General features: G+C 39.4%; 14 protein-coding genes, 2 tRNA genes and 1 pseudogene. 9 read left to right on the top strand and 8 right to left on the bottom strand.

Annotated elements, in window-relative coordinates:
- Positions 1 to 4: 4 nt before the first annotated feature.
- The 3 genes from DDZ16_RS16185 to trpB all read left to right on the top strand — a co-directional run bounded on the left by DDZ16_RS16185 (position 5) and on the right by trpB (position 5,890).
- Positions 5 to 2,548: a TonB-dependent receptor gene (locus DDZ16_RS16185; RefSeq protein ID WP_232526781.1), complete on the top strand. Its 2,544-nt coding sequence runs from the start codon at positions 5 to 7 to the stop codon at positions 2,546 to 2,548.
- Between the two features lie 26 nt (positions 2,549 to 2,574).
- On the top strand, positions 2,575 to 4,413 hold the full coding sequence (locus DDZ16_RS16180) for a choice-of-anchor J domain-containing protein (RefSeq protein ID WP_109265564.1): 1,839 nt from the start codon (positions 2,575 to 2,577) through the stop codon (positions 4,411 to 4,413).
- Between the two features lie 265 nt (positions 4,414 to 4,678).
- Positions 4,679 to 5,890: a tryptophan synthase subunit beta gene (trpB, locus tag DDZ16_RS16175; RefSeq protein ID WP_109265529.1), complete on the top strand. Its 1,212-nt coding sequence runs from the start codon at positions 4,679 to 4,681 to the stop codon at positions 5,888 to 5,890.
- A gap of 155 nt (positions 5,891 to 6,045) precedes the next feature.
- Here the strand turns inward: trpB and DDZ16_RS16170 are convergent, their stop codons facing one another.
- A complete protein-coding gene (locus tag DDZ16_RS16170) occupies positions 6,046 to 6,936 on the bottom strand; it encodes a tetratricopeptide repeat protein (RefSeq protein ID WP_109265528.1) in 891 nt (296 codons plus the stop codon).
- Positions 6,937 to 7,309: 373 nt separating this feature from the next.
- Between DDZ16_RS16170 and DDZ16_RS16165 the strand changes: the two genes are divergently transcribed.
- Positions 7,310 to 7,382: transfer RNA gene (locus DDZ16_RS16165), tRNA-Trp, on the top strand.
- 8 nt (positions 7,383 to 7,390) lie between these two features.
- Positions 7,391 to 7,478 (top strand) — tRNA-Ser (locus DDZ16_RS16160).
- Positions 7,479 to 7,699: 221 nt separating this feature from the next.
- Here DDZ16_RS16160 and DDZ16_RS16155 read toward each other — a convergent pair.
- Positions 7,700 to 8,314, bottom strand: coding sequence for a transposase (locus DDZ16_RS16155; protein WP_109265527.1), 615 nt, complete (start codon positions 8,312 to 8,314; stop codon positions 7,700 to 7,702).
- Positions 8,315 to 8,895: 581 nt separating this feature from the next.
- Between DDZ16_RS16155 and DDZ16_RS20900 the strand changes: the two are divergent.
- The 3 genes and pseudogenes from DDZ16_RS20900 to DDZ16_RS20890 form a co-directional block, all read left to right on the top strand.
- Positions 8,896 to 9,533 (top strand): annotated as a pseudogene (locus DDZ16_RS20900) (TOTE conflict system archaeo-eukaryotic primase domain-containing protein); the annotation flags it as partial.
- A gap of 333 nt (positions 9,534 to 9,866) precedes the next feature.
- Positions 9,867 to 10,283, top strand: coding sequence for a DEAD/DEAH box helicase (locus DDZ16_RS21140; protein WP_394340327.1), 417 nt, complete (start codon positions 9,867 to 9,869; stop codon positions 10,281 to 10,283).
- A 17-nt stretch (positions 10,284 to 10,300) separates the two neighbouring features.
- Positions 10,301 to 11,056: a hypothetical protein gene (locus tag DDZ16_RS20890; protein ID WP_198416743.1), complete on the top strand. Its 756-nt coding sequence runs from the start codon at positions 10,301 to 10,303 to the stop codon at positions 11,054 to 11,056.
- A 120-nt stretch (positions 11,057 to 11,176) separates the two neighbouring features.
- Here DDZ16_RS20890 and DDZ16_RS16145 read toward each other — a convergent pair whose 3' ends face one another.
- The 6 genes from DDZ16_RS16145 to DDZ16_RS16115 form a co-directional block, all read right to left on the bottom strand.
- Positions 11,177 to 12,124: a HipA domain-containing protein gene (locus DDZ16_RS16145; RefSeq protein ID WP_109265526.1), complete on the bottom strand. Its 948-nt coding sequence runs from the start codon at positions 12,122 to 12,124 to the stop codon at positions 11,177 to 11,179.
- The gene (locus DDZ16_RS16140; RefSeq protein WP_109265525.1) at positions 12,117 to 12,452 is read right to left on the bottom strand and encodes a HipA N-terminal domain-containing protein; all 336 of its coding nucleotides are present in this window, start codon (positions 12,450 to 12,452) and stop codon (positions 12,117 to 12,119) included. The genes DDZ16_RS16145 and DDZ16_RS16140 overlap by 8 nt, the downstream gene beginning before the upstream one ends.
- Positions 12,445 to 12,657: a helix-turn-helix transcriptional regulator gene (locus DDZ16_RS16135; RefSeq protein WP_109265524.1), complete on the bottom strand. Its 213-nt coding sequence runs from the start codon at positions 12,655 to 12,657 to the stop codon at positions 12,445 to 12,447. The genes DDZ16_RS16140 and DDZ16_RS16135 overlap by 8 nt, the downstream gene beginning before the upstream one ends.
- A 1,416-nt stretch (positions 12,658 to 14,073) precedes the next feature.
- Positions 14,074 to 15,195 (bottom strand): MBL fold metallo-hydrolase, encoded by a 1,122-nt coding sequence (locus DDZ16_RS16125; RefSeq protein WP_109265522.1) that lies wholly within the window; start codon positions 15,193 to 15,195, stop codon positions 14,074 to 14,076.
- A 209-nt stretch (positions 15,196 to 15,404) separates the two neighbouring features.
- The gene (locus tag DDZ16_RS16120) at positions 15,405 to 16,037 is read right to left on the bottom strand and encodes a DUF6266 family protein (RefSeq protein ID WP_109265521.1); all 633 of its coding nucleotides are present in this window, start codon (positions 16,035 to 16,037) and stop codon (positions 15,405 to 15,407) included.
- 420 nt (positions 16,038 to 16,457) lie between these two features.
- Positions 16,458 to 17,348 carry an AraC family transcriptional regulator gene (locus DDZ16_RS16115; protein ID WP_109265520.1) on the bottom strand — a complete coding sequence of 297 codons (891 nt, stop codon included), beginning with the start codon at positions 17,346 to 17,348 and terminating at the stop codon, positions 16,458 to 16,460.
- 238 nt (positions 17,349 to 17,586) lie between these two features.
- Here DDZ16_RS16115 and DDZ16_RS16110 point away from each other — a divergent pair, with 238 nt between their 5' ends.
- Positions 17,587 to 20,514 carry a glycoside hydrolase family 2 protein gene (locus DDZ16_RS16110; RefSeq protein WP_109265519.1) on the top strand — a complete coding sequence of 976 codons (2,928 nt, stop codon included), beginning with the start codon at positions 17,587 to 17,589 and terminating at the stop codon, positions 20,512 to 20,514.
- Positions 20,515 to 20,518: the final 4 nt, after the last annotated feature.

Raw genomic sequence — 20,518 nt, 5'->3', positions numbered from 1 at the left:
AAAAATGAGTTTCTTATTTCTAATGACAATTCTGCTATTTGTTTCTGCAGGATTGAATGGCCAGGTTACCGTCACTGGTAAGGTCATTGACAAAGACACGCAAGAGCCGCTTATTGGAGCAGCTATTGTGGTAGAAGGTACCAGTAAAGGTACAGTAACCAACCTGAATGGTAGTTTTGAGCTGCCTGTGGAACAAAAGCAACAAACCCTTTTGTTCAAATACCTTGGCTATGGTGACCACAAAGAAACTATCAACCCGGGCAATGACGGGCTGGATATGGGAACCATCTCAATGAAATCTAATGTGGTAGGTCTTAATGAAGTTTTGGTACTCACCTCGTTTGCAAGGGACAAAGAAACACCTGTGGCATTATCAACCATCCAACCGGCCACCATCGACGAGAAACTGGGGTCGCTGGAATTTCCACAGATTTTGAAATCCACACCTTCGGTGTATGCTACCCGCGGCAGTGGTGGATTTGGCGACTCAAGGATTTACCTGCGCGGTTTTGATACCAACAACATTGGTGTATTGATCAATGGTGTTCCGGTAAATGACATGGAAAACGGCCGCGTATACTGGTCTAACTGGTCCGGACTTTCTGATGTTACAAAAACAATGCAGGTGCAGCGTGGACTAGGTGCTTCCAAACTGGCTTTAAGTTCAGTTGGAGGAACTATCAACATACTTACCAATAGTACTGATGTTGCAAAAGGCGGTTCTTTTTACAGTGCTGTTGGAAATAACGGCTACCGCAAGCAATCGGTCAATGCTTCAACTGGCTTAATGGAGAACAATTGGTCTGTTTCTTTGATGGGTACACATACTTATGGTGATGGATATATCAACGGGACCAGTTTTGATGCCTGGACTTATTTTATGAACGTTTCAAAAATAATCAACGATCAGCATCGTATCTCATTTACTGCTTTTGGCGCTCCACAGTGGCACAATCAGCGTGGAACGGCTTCAAAGATTCAGGCCTACAGAGATGATCCTGATGGCATCCGCCGCAACCTGAGTTATGGTATTCGCGACGGGAAAATATATGGTGGCGGATATGGTTACAATGAATACCATAAACCACAGCTTTCACTGAACCATTATTGGAATATTGATAAAAATACCATCATTTCTACTGCCCTTTATGCCTCTGTATCACAAGGTGGCGGACGCCGCGTAGATGGCGAAAACGGCGACTGGTTGAATATTGATTATGATACAGGAGAACCGACTAATATAACCCTTCAAACACCTGACGGACTTCTTGATTTTGAAGAGGCAGCCCGAAGAAACGGCGAATCGTTAACCGGATCCAAAGCCTTTGTTGGAATGAGTGTTAACCAGCATCAATGGTATGGTCTCCTTTCAACCATGAACAAAGAGTTGGGAAATATTAATATTACCGGAGGTTTCGATGGCCGTTACTACATCGGAGAACACTACAAAGAAATCACAGACCTTCTTGGAGGCGAATATTTCCTTGATGATGAAAGCATTAACCGTCCGGAAAGTACACCACTTAAAGAAGGGGATAAATACGCTTACCACAACGACGGTGTTGTGGCCTGGGGAGGATTATTTGGACAGATGGAATATGTTGGAGCCAATTACTCAGCTTTTTTGACGGCTTCAGTTTCACAAAAAAGTTACCAAAGAATAGATTACTTCCAATATGAGCCCGATAATCAAAAGTCTGACTGGGTGAACTTTACTCCCTGGAGTGTTAAACTAGGCGCGAACTACAATGCAACAGAAGAGCATAACTTTTTCGTGAACGGTGGTTACTTTACCCGTGCACCATACTTTTCTACTATTTTCCTAAATTATACCAATGAAATAAATGATGGTGCAAAGTATGAGAAGGTATTATCTTTTGATGTAGGTTATGGTTTTTCATTACCTAATTTCAGTGCAAAAATTAATGGTTACTGGACCAATTGGCAAGACAAAGGATTGGTTCGCTCTTTTAATAATGAAACTGCCAATATCCCTGGAATTAATGCCTTGCATACCGGTATTGAATCTGAAATTTTCTGGAAACCAATTCCTGAGCTTTACATAAAAGGAATGTTCTCCTGGGGGGACTGGACCTGGGAAGATGACATTGACTTTTCATTGTTTGATGATAATAATGATTTGATTGATAGTTACAGTGCTTATATTGGAGGCGTTCATGTGGGTAACTCCGCTCAGATAACATCTGCACTGCGGGTTGATTATGAAATATTTCCTGGCTTGAAGCTTGGCGCCGATGTCAATTACTATGGAAAAAATTATGCCGAGTTTGATCCCACTAATAGAACCAAAGAGAACGAAAAAACCGATTCATGGCAATTGCCTGATTATAATACCGTTGACATGAATCTGAAGTACGACTTTAACATTGGTTCGCTGGATGCTTCTCTTTATGGAAAGGTAAACAACCTGCTGAATACAGAATATATTGCTGATGCAAGAGACGGTGATAAGCACAATGCAGAAACAGCTTTGGTATATTATGGCTTTGGAACAACCTGGTCAACCGGTCTTAAAATCAAATTTTAATGCAAGCGAATAAAAAGAAAAAGATCATGAAAAAGTTATTATATATTATGGCGTCTTCCTTGTTCCTTTTATGGGGCTGTGAGCCAATGGAGGATGTTTACAACGATCTGGATGAAGAGCAGGGGGCTTATAGCGAGGATATAGAGATTACCCTGGAGGATGCCGATTACAGCTCTCTCTCTGAAATCGCAGAAAAAATGGGCAACAATGATGCCGCTGAATTTATCGATGAATATATGTCCTTTAGCGAGGAGTATATGGCTGCTGATTATATCCCTGGATTTCTTAGTGAGGAATACATTGCACTTAAGGAAAGTTCAAGTGCAAAGGTGACATTTAATTATACGCAGCCAATTCCTGATTATGTTGACAACTACATGATCAATTATGAATTATCTTCATCTGACTATGTTAGTGTCGATGCCTCTTTAGGATTCATTGATGCTTTTTCACCTTCTTTCCCGGCTGAAGGCAATGCATCAACTATTATGGATAGTCAATTCCCCGATAAACCAAACGGTTCACTGGCATATGTTTCCTATAGAGTTTCAGACGTAGATGTTGAAGCTCCCCCTGAGCTGTTCTTTGAAGAACACTTTGATGGAGACTTTGGAGACTTTGAAACTGTCAGTCTCGATGGAGAGCAGTCATGGGAACTAGATGACTACAATGATGATGAATATGCAAAAATCAGTGGTTTCTCCGGAGGAGCAAACACTAATAATGATTGGCTGGTTTCATCTGTAATAGATTTGTCTGGTCAAACATCTGCTTACATGACAATAAGACAAGCCGCCAACTATTTAGATGACTGGGCTAATCTTAAAGTAATGGTTTCATCTGATTATGCTGGTGATATTGAAGCAGCATCCTGGACCGAAATAACGGTTGAAGAAAAGCCAGAAGGTGATTCATGGGGCTTTGTGGAATCTGAAGCTGTCAATTTATCCGACTGGGCTGGTGAGAATATTACGATTGCTTTTAATTATAATTCTACGACAAGTGAAGCTGCAACCTGGGAAATTGATTGGATAAAAGTATCTAAAACACCTATTCCACAATATTCTTACTATTCAGATGTTTTCGAATATCAGGACGGGTGGCAGAAATTTGATGTCGAAGCAGGCGATACTTTTGAAGACGGAGTATATTTAATCCAAGCTGAGGATTACGATGCTATGGGGGATCCGGGAGATTATAATAATTTTTCAAGTAGTGATAATCCGGATAATTATATACCGCAGTTAATTTCACTAAATCTTCCATTTGCTCAGGAAGGAGAGAGTGTTGTGGTAGCCTATATGTATTATGCAGGCTCTACGAAACTAAAAGCCAGCGAATATATTTACAATGGCACTACCTGGTTAAATACTTCAAGAATCATTGAACGTACAGAGCAATTTGTGCACAATGGAACTAAGTGGGTATTTGATCCTACTGTCGTATTTACGATGACTACTGACGACTACCAGATGGTTGTTGACTATGTAAGCAGAGACCTTGAAAGTTCTTACGTTAACTCATATGGTACCGCTGAATATTACTTTGGCGCCGATGCTTATTTTGAGAACTTTGATCTTCGTATCTCTAATCGGACAGAGAATGATATTCCAGGATTTGCAGGTCTCTCAACTGAAGAAGCTGTGGATCTTTCTTATGAAAGACTTACTGAAGCCGTTGAGGTACTCTTGCAGGAAAAGTATCCGGATGCCGTGACTCAGGTTAATGGAGTGGATGTACATTATATTGTGACTGTAGATACTTATGAGAATGACCTGAGTCGAGGTAAGTATACTTTTGACTTTCAGTGTATATCTGATGGTCCTGATCCTGAGTTTGAATTAATTGAGGGGCCTGAGTTTTAAAATGGACTATAGCTCAATTTTGATTTTTTGAATCAAATTAATATCTTGCACATGATTTTAACATTAAATCAATATATGAAGAGCATTCAAATACATATTTGGTGGCGCAAACTTGACTACTAACAAGTGGGACAAGCCGTCATTCGTGTGCAACGATAATATCACAAAACCGCAGGCTTTACCACCTGCGGTTTTTTTTTATTTCATAGATTTTAAAAATATAAGTTCAAACATTGAGTTTTAATCCAGTAAATACCGATTGATTATGGCACAAAGTTATTTTAAGCAATATCCTTCCAAGGATGGCTTCTATAAAGAGTACGGAGGGGCTTTTTTACCCCCGGTAATTGAAGAAGAGATGAAAAAGATTACTGAAGCCTATTATGCTATCAGTAAATCACACAATTTTATTTCAGAACTCAGAAGTATCCGGAAACACTACCAGGGCCGTCCTACTCCGGTTTACTATTGTAACCGGCTTTCAGATAAATACGGGGGGCGCATATATCTGAAAAGAGAAGACCTGAACCATAGTGGGGCACACAAATTGAACCATTGTATGGGGGAGGCTCTTTTGGCAAAGTATATGGGTAAGAAAAAACTGATTGCAGAAACCGGAGCTGGTCAGCATGGAGTGGCACTGGCCACAGCAGCTGCCTATTTTGGTCTCGAATGTGAGATTCATATGGGAGAGGTTGATATTGCCAAAGAACACCCCAATGTAGTGAGAATGGATATTCTGGGAGCTAAAGTTGTTCCTGTCTCAAAAGGTCTTAAGACGCTTAAAGAAGCTGTTGATTCTGCTTTTGAAGCTTATGTGAAAGATCCTGAAAATTCAATTTACTGTATTGGGTCGGTGGTCGGACCACATCCTTTTCCTATGATGGTTCGTGATTTTCAAAAAGTAGTAGGAGTGGAGTCAAAAGAACAGTTTTATGAAATGACAGGAGAAATGCCCGACAGTGTTGTGGCCTGTGTTGGTGGAGGTAGTAACGCGATGGGAATTTTTGGTGGTTTCATTGAAAATGAAAGTATTGACCTCTATGGTGTTGAGCCTGGAGGACTTTCCATGAAAACCGGAGACCATGCTGCTACCATGATGCAGGGTAAGCCCGGAACCATTCACGGATTCAAGTGCTACCTTCTTCAGGATGAAAATGGAGAGCCCAGTCCGGTTTATTCCGTTGCCAGCGGATTAGATTACCCGGGTGTTGGTCCGGAGCATAGTATGTTAAAAGACATGGGACGTGTCAATTACGATATGGTAACGGATAAGGAAACCATCGATGCCTTTTTTGAACTAAGTCGTTTGGAAGGTATTATTCCGGCACTGGAAAGTTCACATGCTGTTGCCTATGCATTGAAACTCGCTAAAAAGAATCCACAGACATCCATCCTTGTCAATTTAAGTGGACGTGGCGATAAGGATATTGATTTTGTGGTAGAAAAGTATGGTAAGGATTATGGTATTGGCTAGGCAGGATTATGATTTGATTGGCTTTTAAATGATAGATAATTAGTAGTAAATTAGAGAAAAAGGCCATTTTCCAAACCTAGGGAAAAGGGCCTTTTTTCTTTTGCTTTATTAGCTCTTCAACTAATTACTTCAAACTATAACTATTCACTAAAAAATCACCTCTGATTTTTTAGAAGCATATCCATTTTTGTAGCTTCTTCCCGCATTTCGAGTCTTAGATAAATATTCTTCAGGTATTTTATGTACTTTTCATTCCCTGGTTTTTCCTGATGCAATTTCTCAAAGATATCCCTGCTTTGACGATACATAGAGGAGATTTTCTTAAGTTCCCTCTTTAAGTAAACGTAAGCGGTGTATTCAGGATTCTTATTGTATTCACTCATTTCAGCTTTGTACCATTTTTCTGCACGTTCATAAATATCACCAGCTTTCCATTCCAGTGCAGGCTTGAACTCCGGATTCTTTTTCAACAAGGCATTATTAACTTCCCGGGCCTCATCTGTTTGGTCTGTGGCTTCAAGAGCCTGAACACGTAGAAAAACAATTTTGGGATCAGACATAGGTGGCATTTTGCGTGCACGATCCAGCGCCTTGTTATACTCTTTTTTCTCCATTTCGATGGCAAAGAGTCTGGACCCAATTTCTTTCTTCATCTCTTCCGATTCAATTCTATCGAAATTCTCACTCCACAGGTTGTATTCTTTGTCGTTCTTTCCCGTTTTTTGATATACCTCGCCCAGTAATTTAACGGCCTCAAAATCGTCTGATTTAGACTTCCATTTTTTTAGTAATTCTTCTGCCTGAGTGTATTTTTCAACTTCCAGAGCCGATTTGGCAGCCATTTTAATGTAATCCAAACTAACAGAAGACTCTTTCGTTTCATGGTAATTCTCAAGCTGATTGAATGCCATTAAAACCTGGTTGTGATTTCCGGCATCAAAGGACTCTTTCATGGAGTTTTGATGGGTTTGCATTTGTTTTAATGGATTACAACTCGCTAGCACAGCAATTAATATTACCGGGGCAAAAATTTTTCTTATTCTCATCTTTCTATCTTTTTCTTTCCATTTAAATAAATCCCAAAGCCTTTATCAAGTCATTGGTCAGGTTGCTTGAACAAAAAATCGGCGGCCTTTTTTAGGTTTTTACTGCTCTAATGCCTTCAAAACTATTAATCTACTTCAGGTGTTGTTTCCCGTGAGAGCGGATTAAATTGTTGTTTAGGTATGCTGTTACAAATTGAGTTGCGAAATTAACACCGTTATCCATGCAAAACAAGTGCCTAAAAGGGTTTTCTAAATTTAGGGTTAAAAAAGTTGATTGTCAAAACTTTGGCGTCAGGGTGAAAAAATATACCTGAAAAACGTTGGTTTGTCTGCTTCAAAGTTATATTTTTGCACCGCACAAACGCCAAAATACACGGGTGTAGCTCAGTTGGTAGAGCACTGGTCTCCAAAACCAGGTGTCGGGAGTTCGAGCCTCTCCTCCCGTGCAAAATTTGGAGAGTTGGCCGAGTGGTCGAAGGCGCACGCCTGGAAAGTGTGTAAACCTCAAAAGGGTTTCGAGGGTTCGAATCCCTCACTCTCCGCTGGAAAAGCCATCCTTTAAAGGGTGGCTTTTTTACGTTAGAGAGAGAGGGTTCGAACGACAGGTGGGCATGGGTTCGAATTACTCTGTAACCATGAGCAGGTTGCGATTGTGGCCTTTTGGGCGCGAATAATCCCTCATTCTCCGCTAAAAACAAGTGCCAAAAGGGCTAAAAAACAGGCCACATGCCAAAAAACGAATCACATTGTGCGCCTCTTCATATTATCCATAAAACTTGTCGTTCTTCCAATTTTGAGGATTAGTCAGTATGTAATTTCGAATTCTATTAAAAGAGGCATCGTTACGTATGATATGATCATAAAAACGGGATTGCCATCCAAAATCCGGATCTGTTTTACGGGCATTTATTGTGCATATTCGTTTGAATTGATTCAATATTACCCCCAATGTTCCGGATTTCCATTTCTGTGTTGCCGCATCGGTTTGCGCTGATGAATTGCACCGTTCCGGGTTGGTGGTAGAGACGCCCAAATTGGGCGTCTCTACGGTATCCCCCGTATCCCGCGTATCCCCATTCAGACCGTTCCCACCATTATCCCCATTTTTATCAATGATAATTATACCATGAATGTGGTTGGGCATTACAATAAATGCATCCAAAATCACAAAAGGGAAATGAATGGGAATTTCATGCCAGAATAATTCGACCAGTTGGCCAATTGACGATCGATGCATTTGACAGGCTGCGATATCCCCAAAATAATGTTTGCGATTTTTAGCGCAAATAGTGACAAAATAGGGGGCATTACTAGCATAATCCCAATTTGTCAGGCGGGCTGATGGTATGCGGTATTTGTTTTGATATTTTTCGTTCATGAATTAGGGTTAGTTTGTTTTTAATTAAAAAAGGTTTTATGAAGTATTTAAATATTTTCAAAATACAATATAATCAATATTCAGAAAATCAGTTTCATTGGTGTGTGAAAATTAAATATCGTCCTGTTGGAGTACTCAAAATATAAAAATGATTTTTACTCCAACATCAAAATGACACAACGTTATGCCCGTACGACTGAAAATCTGATTAAAAAGAATATGTTGAAACTTGCGGGGAGGTATTGATTCTGTTACGGATATGATCTTTTAAGCGCAGGAGGCATGTGGAATCTGTTTCCTGCGCTTTTTATTTTGTTTGCCATTCACTCTTAAAAGAATTTACTCCAAATGGAGGAAATTAAGACCTAATTCTATTCTTATTCGAATGAATAATCACAGATTATTATTTTCTTTGCTATCAATAACAATACTCCGTTAAACTTTTGCAATGCGCTGCAAGCCAGTAATTTGTATTTATAGGTTTTTGTTTGTTAAAATACAGAATATCAAGATTGTACGAATCATCTTACATCTAATATCTAAAAATCTAACGATCTATTGAATAAAGTTTTACAACAATTTTGAGCGACCTAAAGCACCATATTGAACTTATAAAGCAATTCTTCAGGTGTCGTGAATATGTATTAGCCATTCGCTGGGAAAAAGGCAACAAGAAAGGTTATATGCCTGCGTATAGTTATGACCCTTATGCCTACATGCAGCATAAATTTGGTGGTGGTACTTTAGCAACATTTAAAGACAAAACAAGAAGCCCCCTCACCCAACATGAAATAAAACTTCACCTTGAAGGAAAGCAGTTCATTGGAATTTACCCTCTTCTGGAGATAACACCTCGTGGTTTATTGCTGCAGATTTTGACAAAGAAAACTGGAAGCAAGAATGCCACCTGTTCCACAATAAATGCAATGAAAACGGAATCCCGGCATGCATTGAGCGTTCGCGGTCAGGGCAAGGAGCTCATGTTTGGATTTTCTATGAAAAGCCACTTCCGGCTAAGGATTCAAGAAAATTATTTATTGGATTGCTCAAAGAATGTGGCATCATTTCCGAATTCGATAAATATTCCAGTTTTGACAGACTATTCCCAAACCAGAATTATCTATCAGGAAAAGGGTTTGGAAACCTGATCGCTCTTCCATTCAATAAATTAACATTAGAACAGGGAAATAACTGTTTCATAGATGCAAATACCTTTGAGGCATTTGAAAATCAATGGCAATACTTAGAAAGCATAAAACGTCTGCCCGAAGAAAGGTTTTACCAACAATTTTCTAAATATATATCCGCCCCAATAGCCTCTAAACCATCAGTACAGGAAGATAGCCGTAAATTAAAAATCAAGCTGAGCAATAAAGTCATTCTGAATCGCTCCGGTTTAACCTCTGACCTAATAAACTATTTGAAAGAGGAACTGAATTTTGCCAACACTGAATATTTCATAAAAAAGAAGCTTGGCAAAAGCACATACAAAATTGACCGATACTTTAACTTCATTGAAGAAGAGGACGATGAAATTAAAATACCGCGGGGAATGGCCGGAAAGCTGATTACCTTTTGTAACAAGAATAAAGTTGATTTTGAATTTATTGACAGCCGGAATGAACTGAAAGAAGCCCATTTCTCCTGTGACATTCAACTTAGAGAACACCAGGAGCAAGCGATTTCAGCAACAGCTAAAAAAAACTTTGGAATAATTGTGTCTCCGCCGGGTAGTGGGAAAACTATTATTGGCTTAAAGCTTATTGCTGAAAAGAAGCAACCTGCTTTGATCGTGGTACACCGAAAACAAATTGCAGAACAATGGATAGACAGAATACAAAGCTTCCTGGGAATACCTAAAACAAAAATTGGCATTACAGAAAACTGGAAAAGCAGCGCTCCCTCTTTGACAATATTGAAGACCAGCAAGACAATAAACCTCTTTATACTGAAATCAGAGAACGGATAAAACTCAAATTTTATCAATTGGAATTTCACTATGGAAGTGTTCTTTTCAACTACATCGACAAAGAAACCGGCGAAGTAATAGAGTTTTCTATCGAAAATGACACCATTAGGCCTGAACTCTCCATCTTAAAGCCTTATTTTGCCAGGCAATTGGGGGTAATAAATTTTGAAGCGGATATTTATGCTGAATATAAAGATGGGATCTTAATTGCTCAAAATGCCACTTCAGCAGATATTGACCGTATAAATCCTGAAATAATTGACAGCGTTAAGTTTCACTTCTTAAACCGTGAGATAATTGGGGGTAAAAAGCGAAATAACCCTAATATTGTGGATATAAATAACCTCCAAAATGGTAGCCAACTATATAATTCTGAAGAAGAACTTCTCAATGAGATACTTAAAGACGAATCTGTTAAGCATTACAGGCAGATTAGATATTTGTTAAAGCACCATCAGTCACAGATTCTTAAAATCAGATTTGTGCTTTCTCCCTTTTCTTTTGTATTCTTACTCCATGGGAAAGAAAAATATCACATAATTGTGGAAACGCTTGACACAGAAGAGGCAACCTATATCTGGCACTTTGACAAGAGCCGTTTGGAAGAAAATCTTAACATCATTAATAAAGATCTAAACACCATCCGTAATAAAGGGCGCCAATTCTTTATTGAAAATCAGCCTGAGAATTTCAACAGGATATTTCATGATTATTCAGATGTTAAAAAAGGGTTTGTTGTCTGGAAAGGACAATTGGAAGAGGGGTTGGTTTGAGTTTTTCCTTGTTGAAAATAGTTTAGTACTTATACTGGCAGTTTGAATTGGTGGATATTTCAAGGGATATCAAAAGTTTGTGGATGGCTATTTTGATTTCCTGAATAAGTGGAGTAAACCTTACGACCAAAGTCGCTTAGCCCTCGTCTCAATTAACTCCCGGTACTCAACCTTTTTATCCTCAGGTAAAAAAGAGTCATCAATAAAATCCAGCACTTTAGGTATCGCATTTTTAAACCTCTTGAAGATATTGTCAATTTGCTTCCGGTTTATTTTCAGACTATCAGCCAAATGCATAAAATCAGCGGATTTAAGCTTGCGCTTTCTGCCATTTAATGTTAAGGCCAACTCTTCAGGATCATCTTTTTCTGAAATGACCAGCCGGGTGGATAAAAGATCGTAAGCCGGAGCCAATTGAGTTAGTCCGTTTTCTAAATCTATCAATGAGAAGTTTTTCAGGTGCATATCAGCATTTCCGGTTAAGAACGAAAACAGCGTCAGCTCAAAGAATACCTGTGCATCAAACAATGGATTCGATGAATGCTGCATTATGACCTTTCCAACCTGTTCCATGGAGCCTTTATATTTGTCCTCAGTTAATCGCTCGCTTAACTGGCATAAATCCTCCATGGGCAGTTTCTTTCCTCCAACACGATCAATCCGTTTGGTAATGTAAGCCAGTTCTCCTGATTTAAGCCTGATTAAAGAATGGGGGACAACCTTAATATTAAATATTCCGGCCAAATGCATGGTTAAATCTTCATTTTCTGGCAGATTGGTAAATTGTGGAGTAGGGGGCTTCAGGATGTAATTTCCTAAAACACCCACCAATGTCAATCGATTCTCCCGGTTTCTCGCGGGTTCAAAATGAAAAGACAACTTGGCTTGCACGCCCGGAACTGTCACATGACTTTGGACTACCTTTTTTGCCAATTCATGCATTTGATCCAAAGAGTAGTCCAGAACAGGAGCCTTTGAAGTCCCAAATATTTTCCTGGAGCATTTAGCATGAAAGTCACTATTACTTTCCTTAAGGGGTTGATAGCAATATAAACACTTGTTACTCATTATTCTCTTCATTAAACGGTATCACAGAAACAGCACCAATACAAACTTTGCAGCAAGCTAAAAGCAGGCCCATTCGGTCATTCGCTTTCAACTTCCAGTTATCTACGGCCACATCCAGCAACCAACCTTCCGGAATTAACCCATCAAAGAAAGGAAACATTGTATTCGACAAGTAAGCCTTTTCAGATATCGGCAAAGTCTTACTGATTGGCCATTTATCTTCCTTTGACAGATACTCTTTATCGTAAGAGAAACGATACCCTGTTTCGGTCTCTTCAATGACACCGGCAAAATAGTTCTCGTAAAAGACTTTTCCTTTTCTATACATCGTTCAATTCTTTTGATGAAACAGGGGCCAGTTCATGACCAAACAAAGCCAGCACTTCATTCACTTTATCCATCCTCAAAGTCTCTTTACCTTGTTCCAGGTCACGGACAAAGCGCAAACCCACTCCGGCACGTTCAGCCAAATCCTGCTGAGTAAGCCCAAGCTGCTTTCGGCGTTGTTTTACAAATTGTATGAGATTTTGCATGTTTTATACCTTTTGAGGTATAAAAGTAGTAAATGTTTTTAATTTATACCCGATTGGATATAAAATATTTTTGAAATGGGTGTTTATACCTTATGGGGTATATTGAGGCATTAGAGAGCGTTTAAGAAAAAAAGGGATAGTTTAAAATAGGGTTTTTTTGTATCCTTTAAAAAAAGGGAATGAATTATTTAGAAAAAATAGCCAATACATTTTATAGAGCCCTGGCAAGGGCGACCGTATGGTAACATACGATACACAGGAAATAAACAACCCAAGCCCCGGCAGGGGTGCCCGTATTTTTCAAATTAAATCGCGTATCAAATTTAGTCTATAAGCATGTACCATTTTTAGTCTATATATTTTTGTTCTAAAAGAATTTTTCAAAATAGTTAAGCATCTCAGTATTTAAAAGGCGCGGTGGCCTGTCCGCTTTCCGGGCCGGCGGATGGCGGGAAGCCAAAATGGGCGACTTTCAAGGCCTTGCGTAATGGCCGGAAATTTTGGCTTTGGCGGGCAGATAGGATAAAGCGGACTAGACCTTTTTGGTTATTTTTGGGGCAATGCCAAAAAGAACAAGGAAAAAAGAAAAATATGATACACAGGAAATAAACAATCTAAGCCCTGGCAGGGGTGCCCGTATTTTCAAATTAAATCGCGGACCATATTTAGTATATAAGCATGTACTATTTTTAGTATATAGCGATATCTTATTCTATATTAAATCATTGGTAGTGGTGTTTGGTTAAAAAAATGAGATTGCTTCACTGCGTTCGCAATGACTGGACATTGCAGGATTTTGAGGGTTGAAGCCTGTAGAACGGTGTCATTGCGAGTGGCTACCCCAATTAAATTTTGGGGCATAAGGCGTACATGACAGAACTGGTAGGTCCCTGAAAGGGGCCAATTTGAATAACCCCGGGTGGAAAACCCGGGGTTAGCTTCTTGCTTATTACAAAAATCTGTCATTGGTAGCAATTGAGCCTGTCCCGCCTATTCGGGAACCCTTCGGGGAAGCAATCTTTTTTCAAGAAATAAGTTTCTCCGGATAATAGTGATATTAAATTATAAAAGATCACGCCATAATTCATCATAGAAAGGAGATAACTCAATTTGATTAAGTGATGAAATTGACTTAATAAATCCACTTAAATCATGTCAAGTTTTTTGCACAAAAAACTTGACATATTTTCTCAATTTAGGTTCGAATCCTTTTTTGAAAAAAAACGTATATTTGAAGTGAAATAGAGTTCATTTCGAAGTGAACATAAGAGGTATAATTAACATAATCCTGGTGGATTTCCAGTGGACTTGCCTTTTTGCTAAAATAAAGTATTGAAAGTGAAGGTTTTAGAGCTTGAAGTTCATTTCCCTCACTTCTCCTCGGGAAAAGCCATCCTTTAAAGGGTGGCTTTTTTACTACTCCCCATAAGCAGTCTCCCACCAATTAGATGTTGGAGTCACCCCGGGAATTACTTTTTCACCCATTAGGGGAGTGACCAGCTCAATATCATTTTCTTCTGCCTTGTCAGCTACCATTTGAATCGATTCCTTCCAGGGATGCAGAGCTAAATCAAAAGTGCCCCAATGAGTTGGGAGCATCAGTTTTGTATTCACATCTTTACATAATTGAATAGCCTCATCGGGAAACAGGTGGGTCAATGGCCACCCATTGTTCCAACCATCTATTTCCACAAATGCCATATCAAAAGGACCGTATTGGTCTCCAATTTCTTTCAGGTGCTTACCGTAACCAGTATCCCCACTGGAAAAGATGTTTTTATCCTTACCTTTAATGGCATAAGATGCCCAGAGGGTTTGGTTACGGTCTGAATTGCTTCTTCCTGAGTAGTGAATGCCCGGAAGGGCCGTTATTTTTAAGGATTTATAAATCGTTTCCTCTTCCCAGCCTAATTCTGTGATGTTGTTTGGAGAAACACCCCAACCTTGCAGTCTGGCACCTACGCCCAATGGAACAATGAAATCTACATCTTTTTTTGCAAGAAATTTTATGGTGGCCGTTTCCAGATGATCGTAATGGTCGTGTGTGAGGATGACCAAATCAATCTCCGGTAGTTCTTCCCTCGGAAGGGGGGACTCATCATACCTTCTGGTTATGATTGGTAGGGGTCCTGCGTTCTTGAAAACCGGATCGAATAAGATCCGCTTTCCATCCAGTTCAAGAATCACTGTGGAGTGCCCCAACCAATAAGTTGCAAAATCAGAAGGGATTTCTGAAAAATCACTTTTGGATAATTTATTCTTGGGGAGTGTATGTTTCGGAGCATATGGGGAGGTTTTTAAAAACCTTGCAAAGCCGGGATCACCTCCTGTGACTTTTTCCGGAAAAAAAGGAAGCTTTTCTGGGCTGATAAATTCTCCCTTTTCTGCAGAGTAATAACTTAACCCGGCATATTTGGCATTTCGCTCCTCCAGAGAATCAATGCTCCCTATTTGTTCATTTACATAGTAGGCAATGCCTCCGGCCAGAATTAAAATTACAATAAAGACCCAAAGGACGACTTTGAAAAATTTTCTCATAGTTTTTTTAATCGTAAGTTGCTGTATTGACCTTTTAATAACCAGACCCGTCCTTAATTGTTTGCCAGACTTAAGAATTCAGGTATACTTAATACTGGGGTAGAACCCCAAAACGCTTTATCTTAATGATTATTCTCAGACCATAACAGCAGAGGAACTAACTCTGTTCAAATTCTTTTCAATGCTAATATTACAAGCCAACCGGTTAATTAATCAATCGTTCCCACCCATTTGGTGTCACTTATCATCGTTTCGTCTGCACTGCGGAACATGATCCATAGTTCCACCGGTTCCCGGGAGATGGGAGTGAGCAATAAAGCCTTTCCCTGGTGTCTTTTTATGGTGGTGATCTGATAATCTCCATGGACCAATAACTCTAAGTCCTTCATGCACCAGATTAAATTGTCAGATGGGTGATTGGAGCCAACCCTCTTGTTTTCGGCAGACCACTCCACAAGGATTCCTTCATCGGTCTTTTTGAAACTCACAGTTTCGGGGGTGGTAAGGTCTCCTTTGCTGAGAACAACTTTTTCCGGATTGATAAATTGATCGGGATAATTGCCCTCAATGGCTTCTTTAAGGTTCATTGAAACAGCTGTGTGGTAGGTGGATCGTCCCGTTGAAATGTCTTTCATGGTGATGCGTATCAGGTGATTGAGATACCGTACCAGGTTTTGTGCCAGTGTGAGCCGCTGACGCTGTGCCAGTTGTTTTTCCGATTTTTTGTCTTTGTACCGGTTCGGGCGGGAGCGGAGGTAGGTTTTACCATACATTTCATACATAATAACATTGCCAACTCTTCCCTGTCCTGGACCGTTAATGCCTTGTTTTAGTCGTGCCATTGTTTAGTTTGTTAGGTTATTTAATATTTTTCTTTCTCAAAATGCTTTGTCACCTGCCAGTTTCTGATCAGGTTCGTGACAACTTCGTGGCAAGCCCACTACAAATTAGTTTTCAAGTTATTAATAAGTCATTACAAAGTCAAACTAAATTCAATAAAAACTGAATTTAATACGACTTTAATACGACTTTATAATGAATTTAATATGACTTTATAGTGCAGCTGTTACGACGCTGTTACGAAGCAGGAGTGGAGGAGATTTGAATCTGAAACAATAAGAAAAAGAGCTGTTTTGATAAGAGCTATTTCCTTTAATCTGGAGTTTATTTAGTTTGGCCCAAAAAATCTAATCAGTTTAATTTAATTATGGTGATAATAGTATGTTTAGGACAGAATTTAAATCTGCATGCCTGTGCAAATACTAGTCCTTACTTTTTGTCTCTTCAAACAAACTCTTCTTTTTCTGATAATTTCCAGGAGTTAATCCAATAATATTTTTAAACTGCCGGTTAAAGTAGGAAAGGTTATTATAACCACAACGAAAACAAATTTCAGAGATGGAAAAATTGTCTTCAATCAATAACTTACAGGCAAAACCAATCCGAACTTCATTGATGCATTCACTTATGGATTTGCGGGTTTTTTGCTTAAAAAACCGACAGAGAGACGCAGGAGTCATGTTAGCCTTTAGAGCAAGGTCTTCCAGTTTTATGTCATTGTCAAAATTAGAAAGTATATAGTCATAAATTTTATCAATTCGGTTAGATTGATGTTTTTGATAATGTTCGGCAAAGGGAATTCCTGACAAAACTGATCTTTTATCTATCCTGGCAAGTTTATTTAAAATGGAGAGCAAACTCAATAATCGGGTAAAAGGAGACTGATTAAGCATTTTCTTTAGTTGCATTTTTACGGTATGTCCCTCCGGTAAATGATAACAAACACCCCTTGGAGAAATTTGAAATAGTTCTTTTATGGAGCTCATCTCAGGCAATTCCCACAGGTTCTCTCCCATGAAATTAGCCCCAAAATGCAGAACAATGGCGCTTACCTTATTTTTGGAATTGCTCTCAAAATAAACGTCATCACTTTTCCAAACATGTGGCAATCCAGCACCTAAAAGAACCAGATCCCCGCTATTAAAAGGAGAAATATCGTCACCTATAAAACGAGTGCCTTTTCCTTGTAGTATATAAACCAATTCAAGCTCAGAGTGATAATGCCAATGATCGAAAAAAGCCATTCGGGTATCCTTTCGGATGGCAATCGACTGATGTAATTGTTTCGTGAGTTTATGATATTTTGCTTGCATGATAATCCTTTAAATACTTAAGTCTGTTCATTCTTAAAACTCAAATTGAATAAAATTTACTCATTTATCCCAATCTTGGCAAATTTAGTTCAATTCAAAGATAAAATGATTCAAATGATTTATTTCAAAACACTGTAATTTTGAAACACATAATTGATAATCATTAAAGGATAAAGATGACAAGCAGCCGCTTGTAATACAATCAGGAATTAAATTGATAAGTTAAATTTCAAATACCATGAATACAAAACGAAGAATATCCTATTTGTTGCTACTTTGGGTGATGCTTTCCGTATGTAAGGGACAAATGACTGTTGTTCCAAACAGCTCATCTGTTAGCCCTGGAACACTGGACTTAACCGGTGAATGGCATTTTCATTCGTCTTATATGGGATTTCCCGCTGAGGTCAAGGCTGAGGCAGAGGACTGGTCTCTAATTCAGGTTCCAGGTGAATGGACCATGCAAGGATTCCAGGTAAAGGATGGAGAAGCCGGAACTTATTCCCGCACCTTTACCGTACCCTCTACATGGAAAAACAGCAAGATTTTCCTGCGCTGTGATGCTGTTTTCAGTAAAGCTGATTTAGTCATTAATGGTAAAAGTGTTGGTTCTCATACAGGGCCTTTGGTTGCTTTTGAAAAAGAGGTCAGCTCCGCTCTTAAAATCAGTAAAAGCAATAGAATTACTGTTTCGGTAACTGCAGAGACAATGGCAGACACTCTTATGTCAGGTACTCAATATGCCGCTCATCAATTAGGGGGTATCTTAAGAAAAATATACTTGTATGCCGTTCCGGAACTGCATCTGTCTGATCTATCAATAGAAACGTCTTTAGATGAACAATACCAGGATGCTGAATTAAAGCTTTCGGCCAATCTACAAAACGACGCAAGGATTAACAAAGCTGAAGTGAGCTTGCGTTTATTTGATCCTGATGGAGAGAGTGTTAAATTGCCTGGAAATCGGAAAAGTATTATTTTGAATGGCAAAAAGCAACAAGACATTCAATTTTCACTGCCGGTAAACAATCCTCTGAAATGGGATGCTGAACATCCTAATTTATATAAAGTTGAAATCACACTGAATTCTTTAGGTGGTTCTGAAACCATAGTGAAAAATGTTGGGTTTCGAGAAATAAAGGTAGTGGGAAACCAACTTTTTGTAAATGGTGTTCCGGTCAAATTAAAAGGAGTAAACCGGCATGAAGTACATCCCCTCCGGGGCAGAAGCCTTACACCGGAATTGTGGAAACAAGATGCCAAAATATTCAAGCAGGGCAATGTTAATTATATTCGAACTTCTCATTATCCACCGTCAAAGGAATTTATTGAGTGGTGCGACAGTTTGGGTTTGTACGTTGAACTTGAGAATCCAATTAGTTGGGTAGGACACCATGCAAACAAGCATTGGATAGAAAATAGCCCCAAAGAGTCGTCTTTTTATGACTATTTTGAAGAAATTGCCAGCGCAAATTTGGCTTTTTTCAAAAACCATCCCAGTATAATCCTATGGTCAATGGCTAATGAATCCATGTGGACCAACAACTGGTCAAAATTGGCAGACTTTTATGCCAAAGAAGATCCTACACGGCCCACCACTTTTCATGACCAGGCTTATGGAGCGTTCAACAATCATGGCAGTAAAAAAATGCCGGTAGCCAATATTCATTACCCAGGTACCTCAGGCCCTCGGGTTGCTGAAGATTTTGAAAGGCCTCTTTTGTTTGGGGAATATGCACATCTGAATACCTACAATCGACAAGAAATCAAAACTGATCCGGGGGTGCGTGATGCCTGGGGGAGAGGATTCCGAAAAATGTGGGAAAACATGTATCACAGCAGAGGCTGTGTTGGAGGTGCCATCTGGTCGGGAATTGATGACGTCTTTTACTTGCCCGACGGCCGCGCCGTAGGCTATGGAGAATGGGGACCAATAGACGGCTGGCGGCGCAGGAAACCCGAGTATTATCATATGAAAAAGAGTTATTCCCCTGTTAAAATTCACAGTCGCCAAATTCCTGTTCCCTCACAAGGCGAGCCCATTAGGTTGCAGGTGGAAAACCGGTTTGACTTCACAAACTTAAATGAATGTCAAATTCATTGGGAAATTGGAAAAGAAAAAGGCATTTCCGAAATGAATTTGCCGCCCAAAAAATGTGGAATTCTGAGTATTCATCCACAAATTGAGGATATGAACGGAAAGATTCTTACCCTACGTTTCGTATCTCCGCAAAATATAGAAGTGGAAGCTTGCGCTATCGAAATTGGTGATGTAAAACGGGATGATTTTCCCTTCCAGAAAATGACTTCCTCTAATTTGGACGTAAATGAGCATAATGATCAACTAACCATTAAGGGGCAGGATTTTAGCTGGGACTTCGATCTCAAATCCGGTATTGTTTCGGGCGCAAAGGTGAATGGAGAAAGTGTGCTTAATGGAGGAACTGAATTAATGATGCTTGAGTTGAAAACAGGTCCATGCAATACCGAACATAGTCTTGAAATCCCTCTTCACAACTCCGTTTGTTCAGGGAAAAAAGTGAAAGAGGTCAAATGGTATCAAAAAAACGACTCCGTAAAGGTATCAGTAAAGGTGAATTTTTATCAGGCAGAAGGTCAAATTAATTTTTCATTTACGAACAATGGTCAGCTTTTAGTGGATTACCAAATGACCTCAAAAATAGAAATGAATCCCAGACAATGGGGGCTGGTTTTTTCTGTGCCCCGGAGTTCTCATAAACTTCAATGGTACCGACGCGGCCTTTGGAGCTGGTATCCTGAAAACCACATAGGACGAACAAACGGCACTGCCCTTCCTTTTGGAGAAAAAGCCTTGCATCAGGAAGCTTATAGCAAAAAACCGGTAAATGACTGGCGATTTGATGCTATTGAACTGGGAACAAATGATTTCAGGGCAACCAGGGAAAATGTTTATTGGGCAGCTTTATCAAATTCAAATGGCAGGGGAATTACCGTTTTGTCGAATGGCGAACAAGCTTTCAGATCCTTTGTCAATGGCTCCAATAATATCAGTTTTTTAGTAGCCGGCTATTCAACAGGAGGAGGAGATCTCTTCTTTGGGGGGCACTATAGTGATGAACGAGAAAAACTTGAAGAAGGCAGTACGTTTAAATCCTCTGTCAAGCTTCAGTTAGTAAAAAAATAAAAAT

Origin of the sequence: Marinilabilia rubra (assembly GCF_003121985.1) — a bacterium.
GTDB classification, from domain to species: domain Bacteria; phylum Bacteroidota; class Bacteroidia; order Bacteroidales; family Marinilabiliaceae; genus Marinilabilia; species Marinilabilia rubra.
Note: the sequence above shows the minus strand (reverse complement) of the source record. Positions and strands in the feature narration are given on the sequence as shown.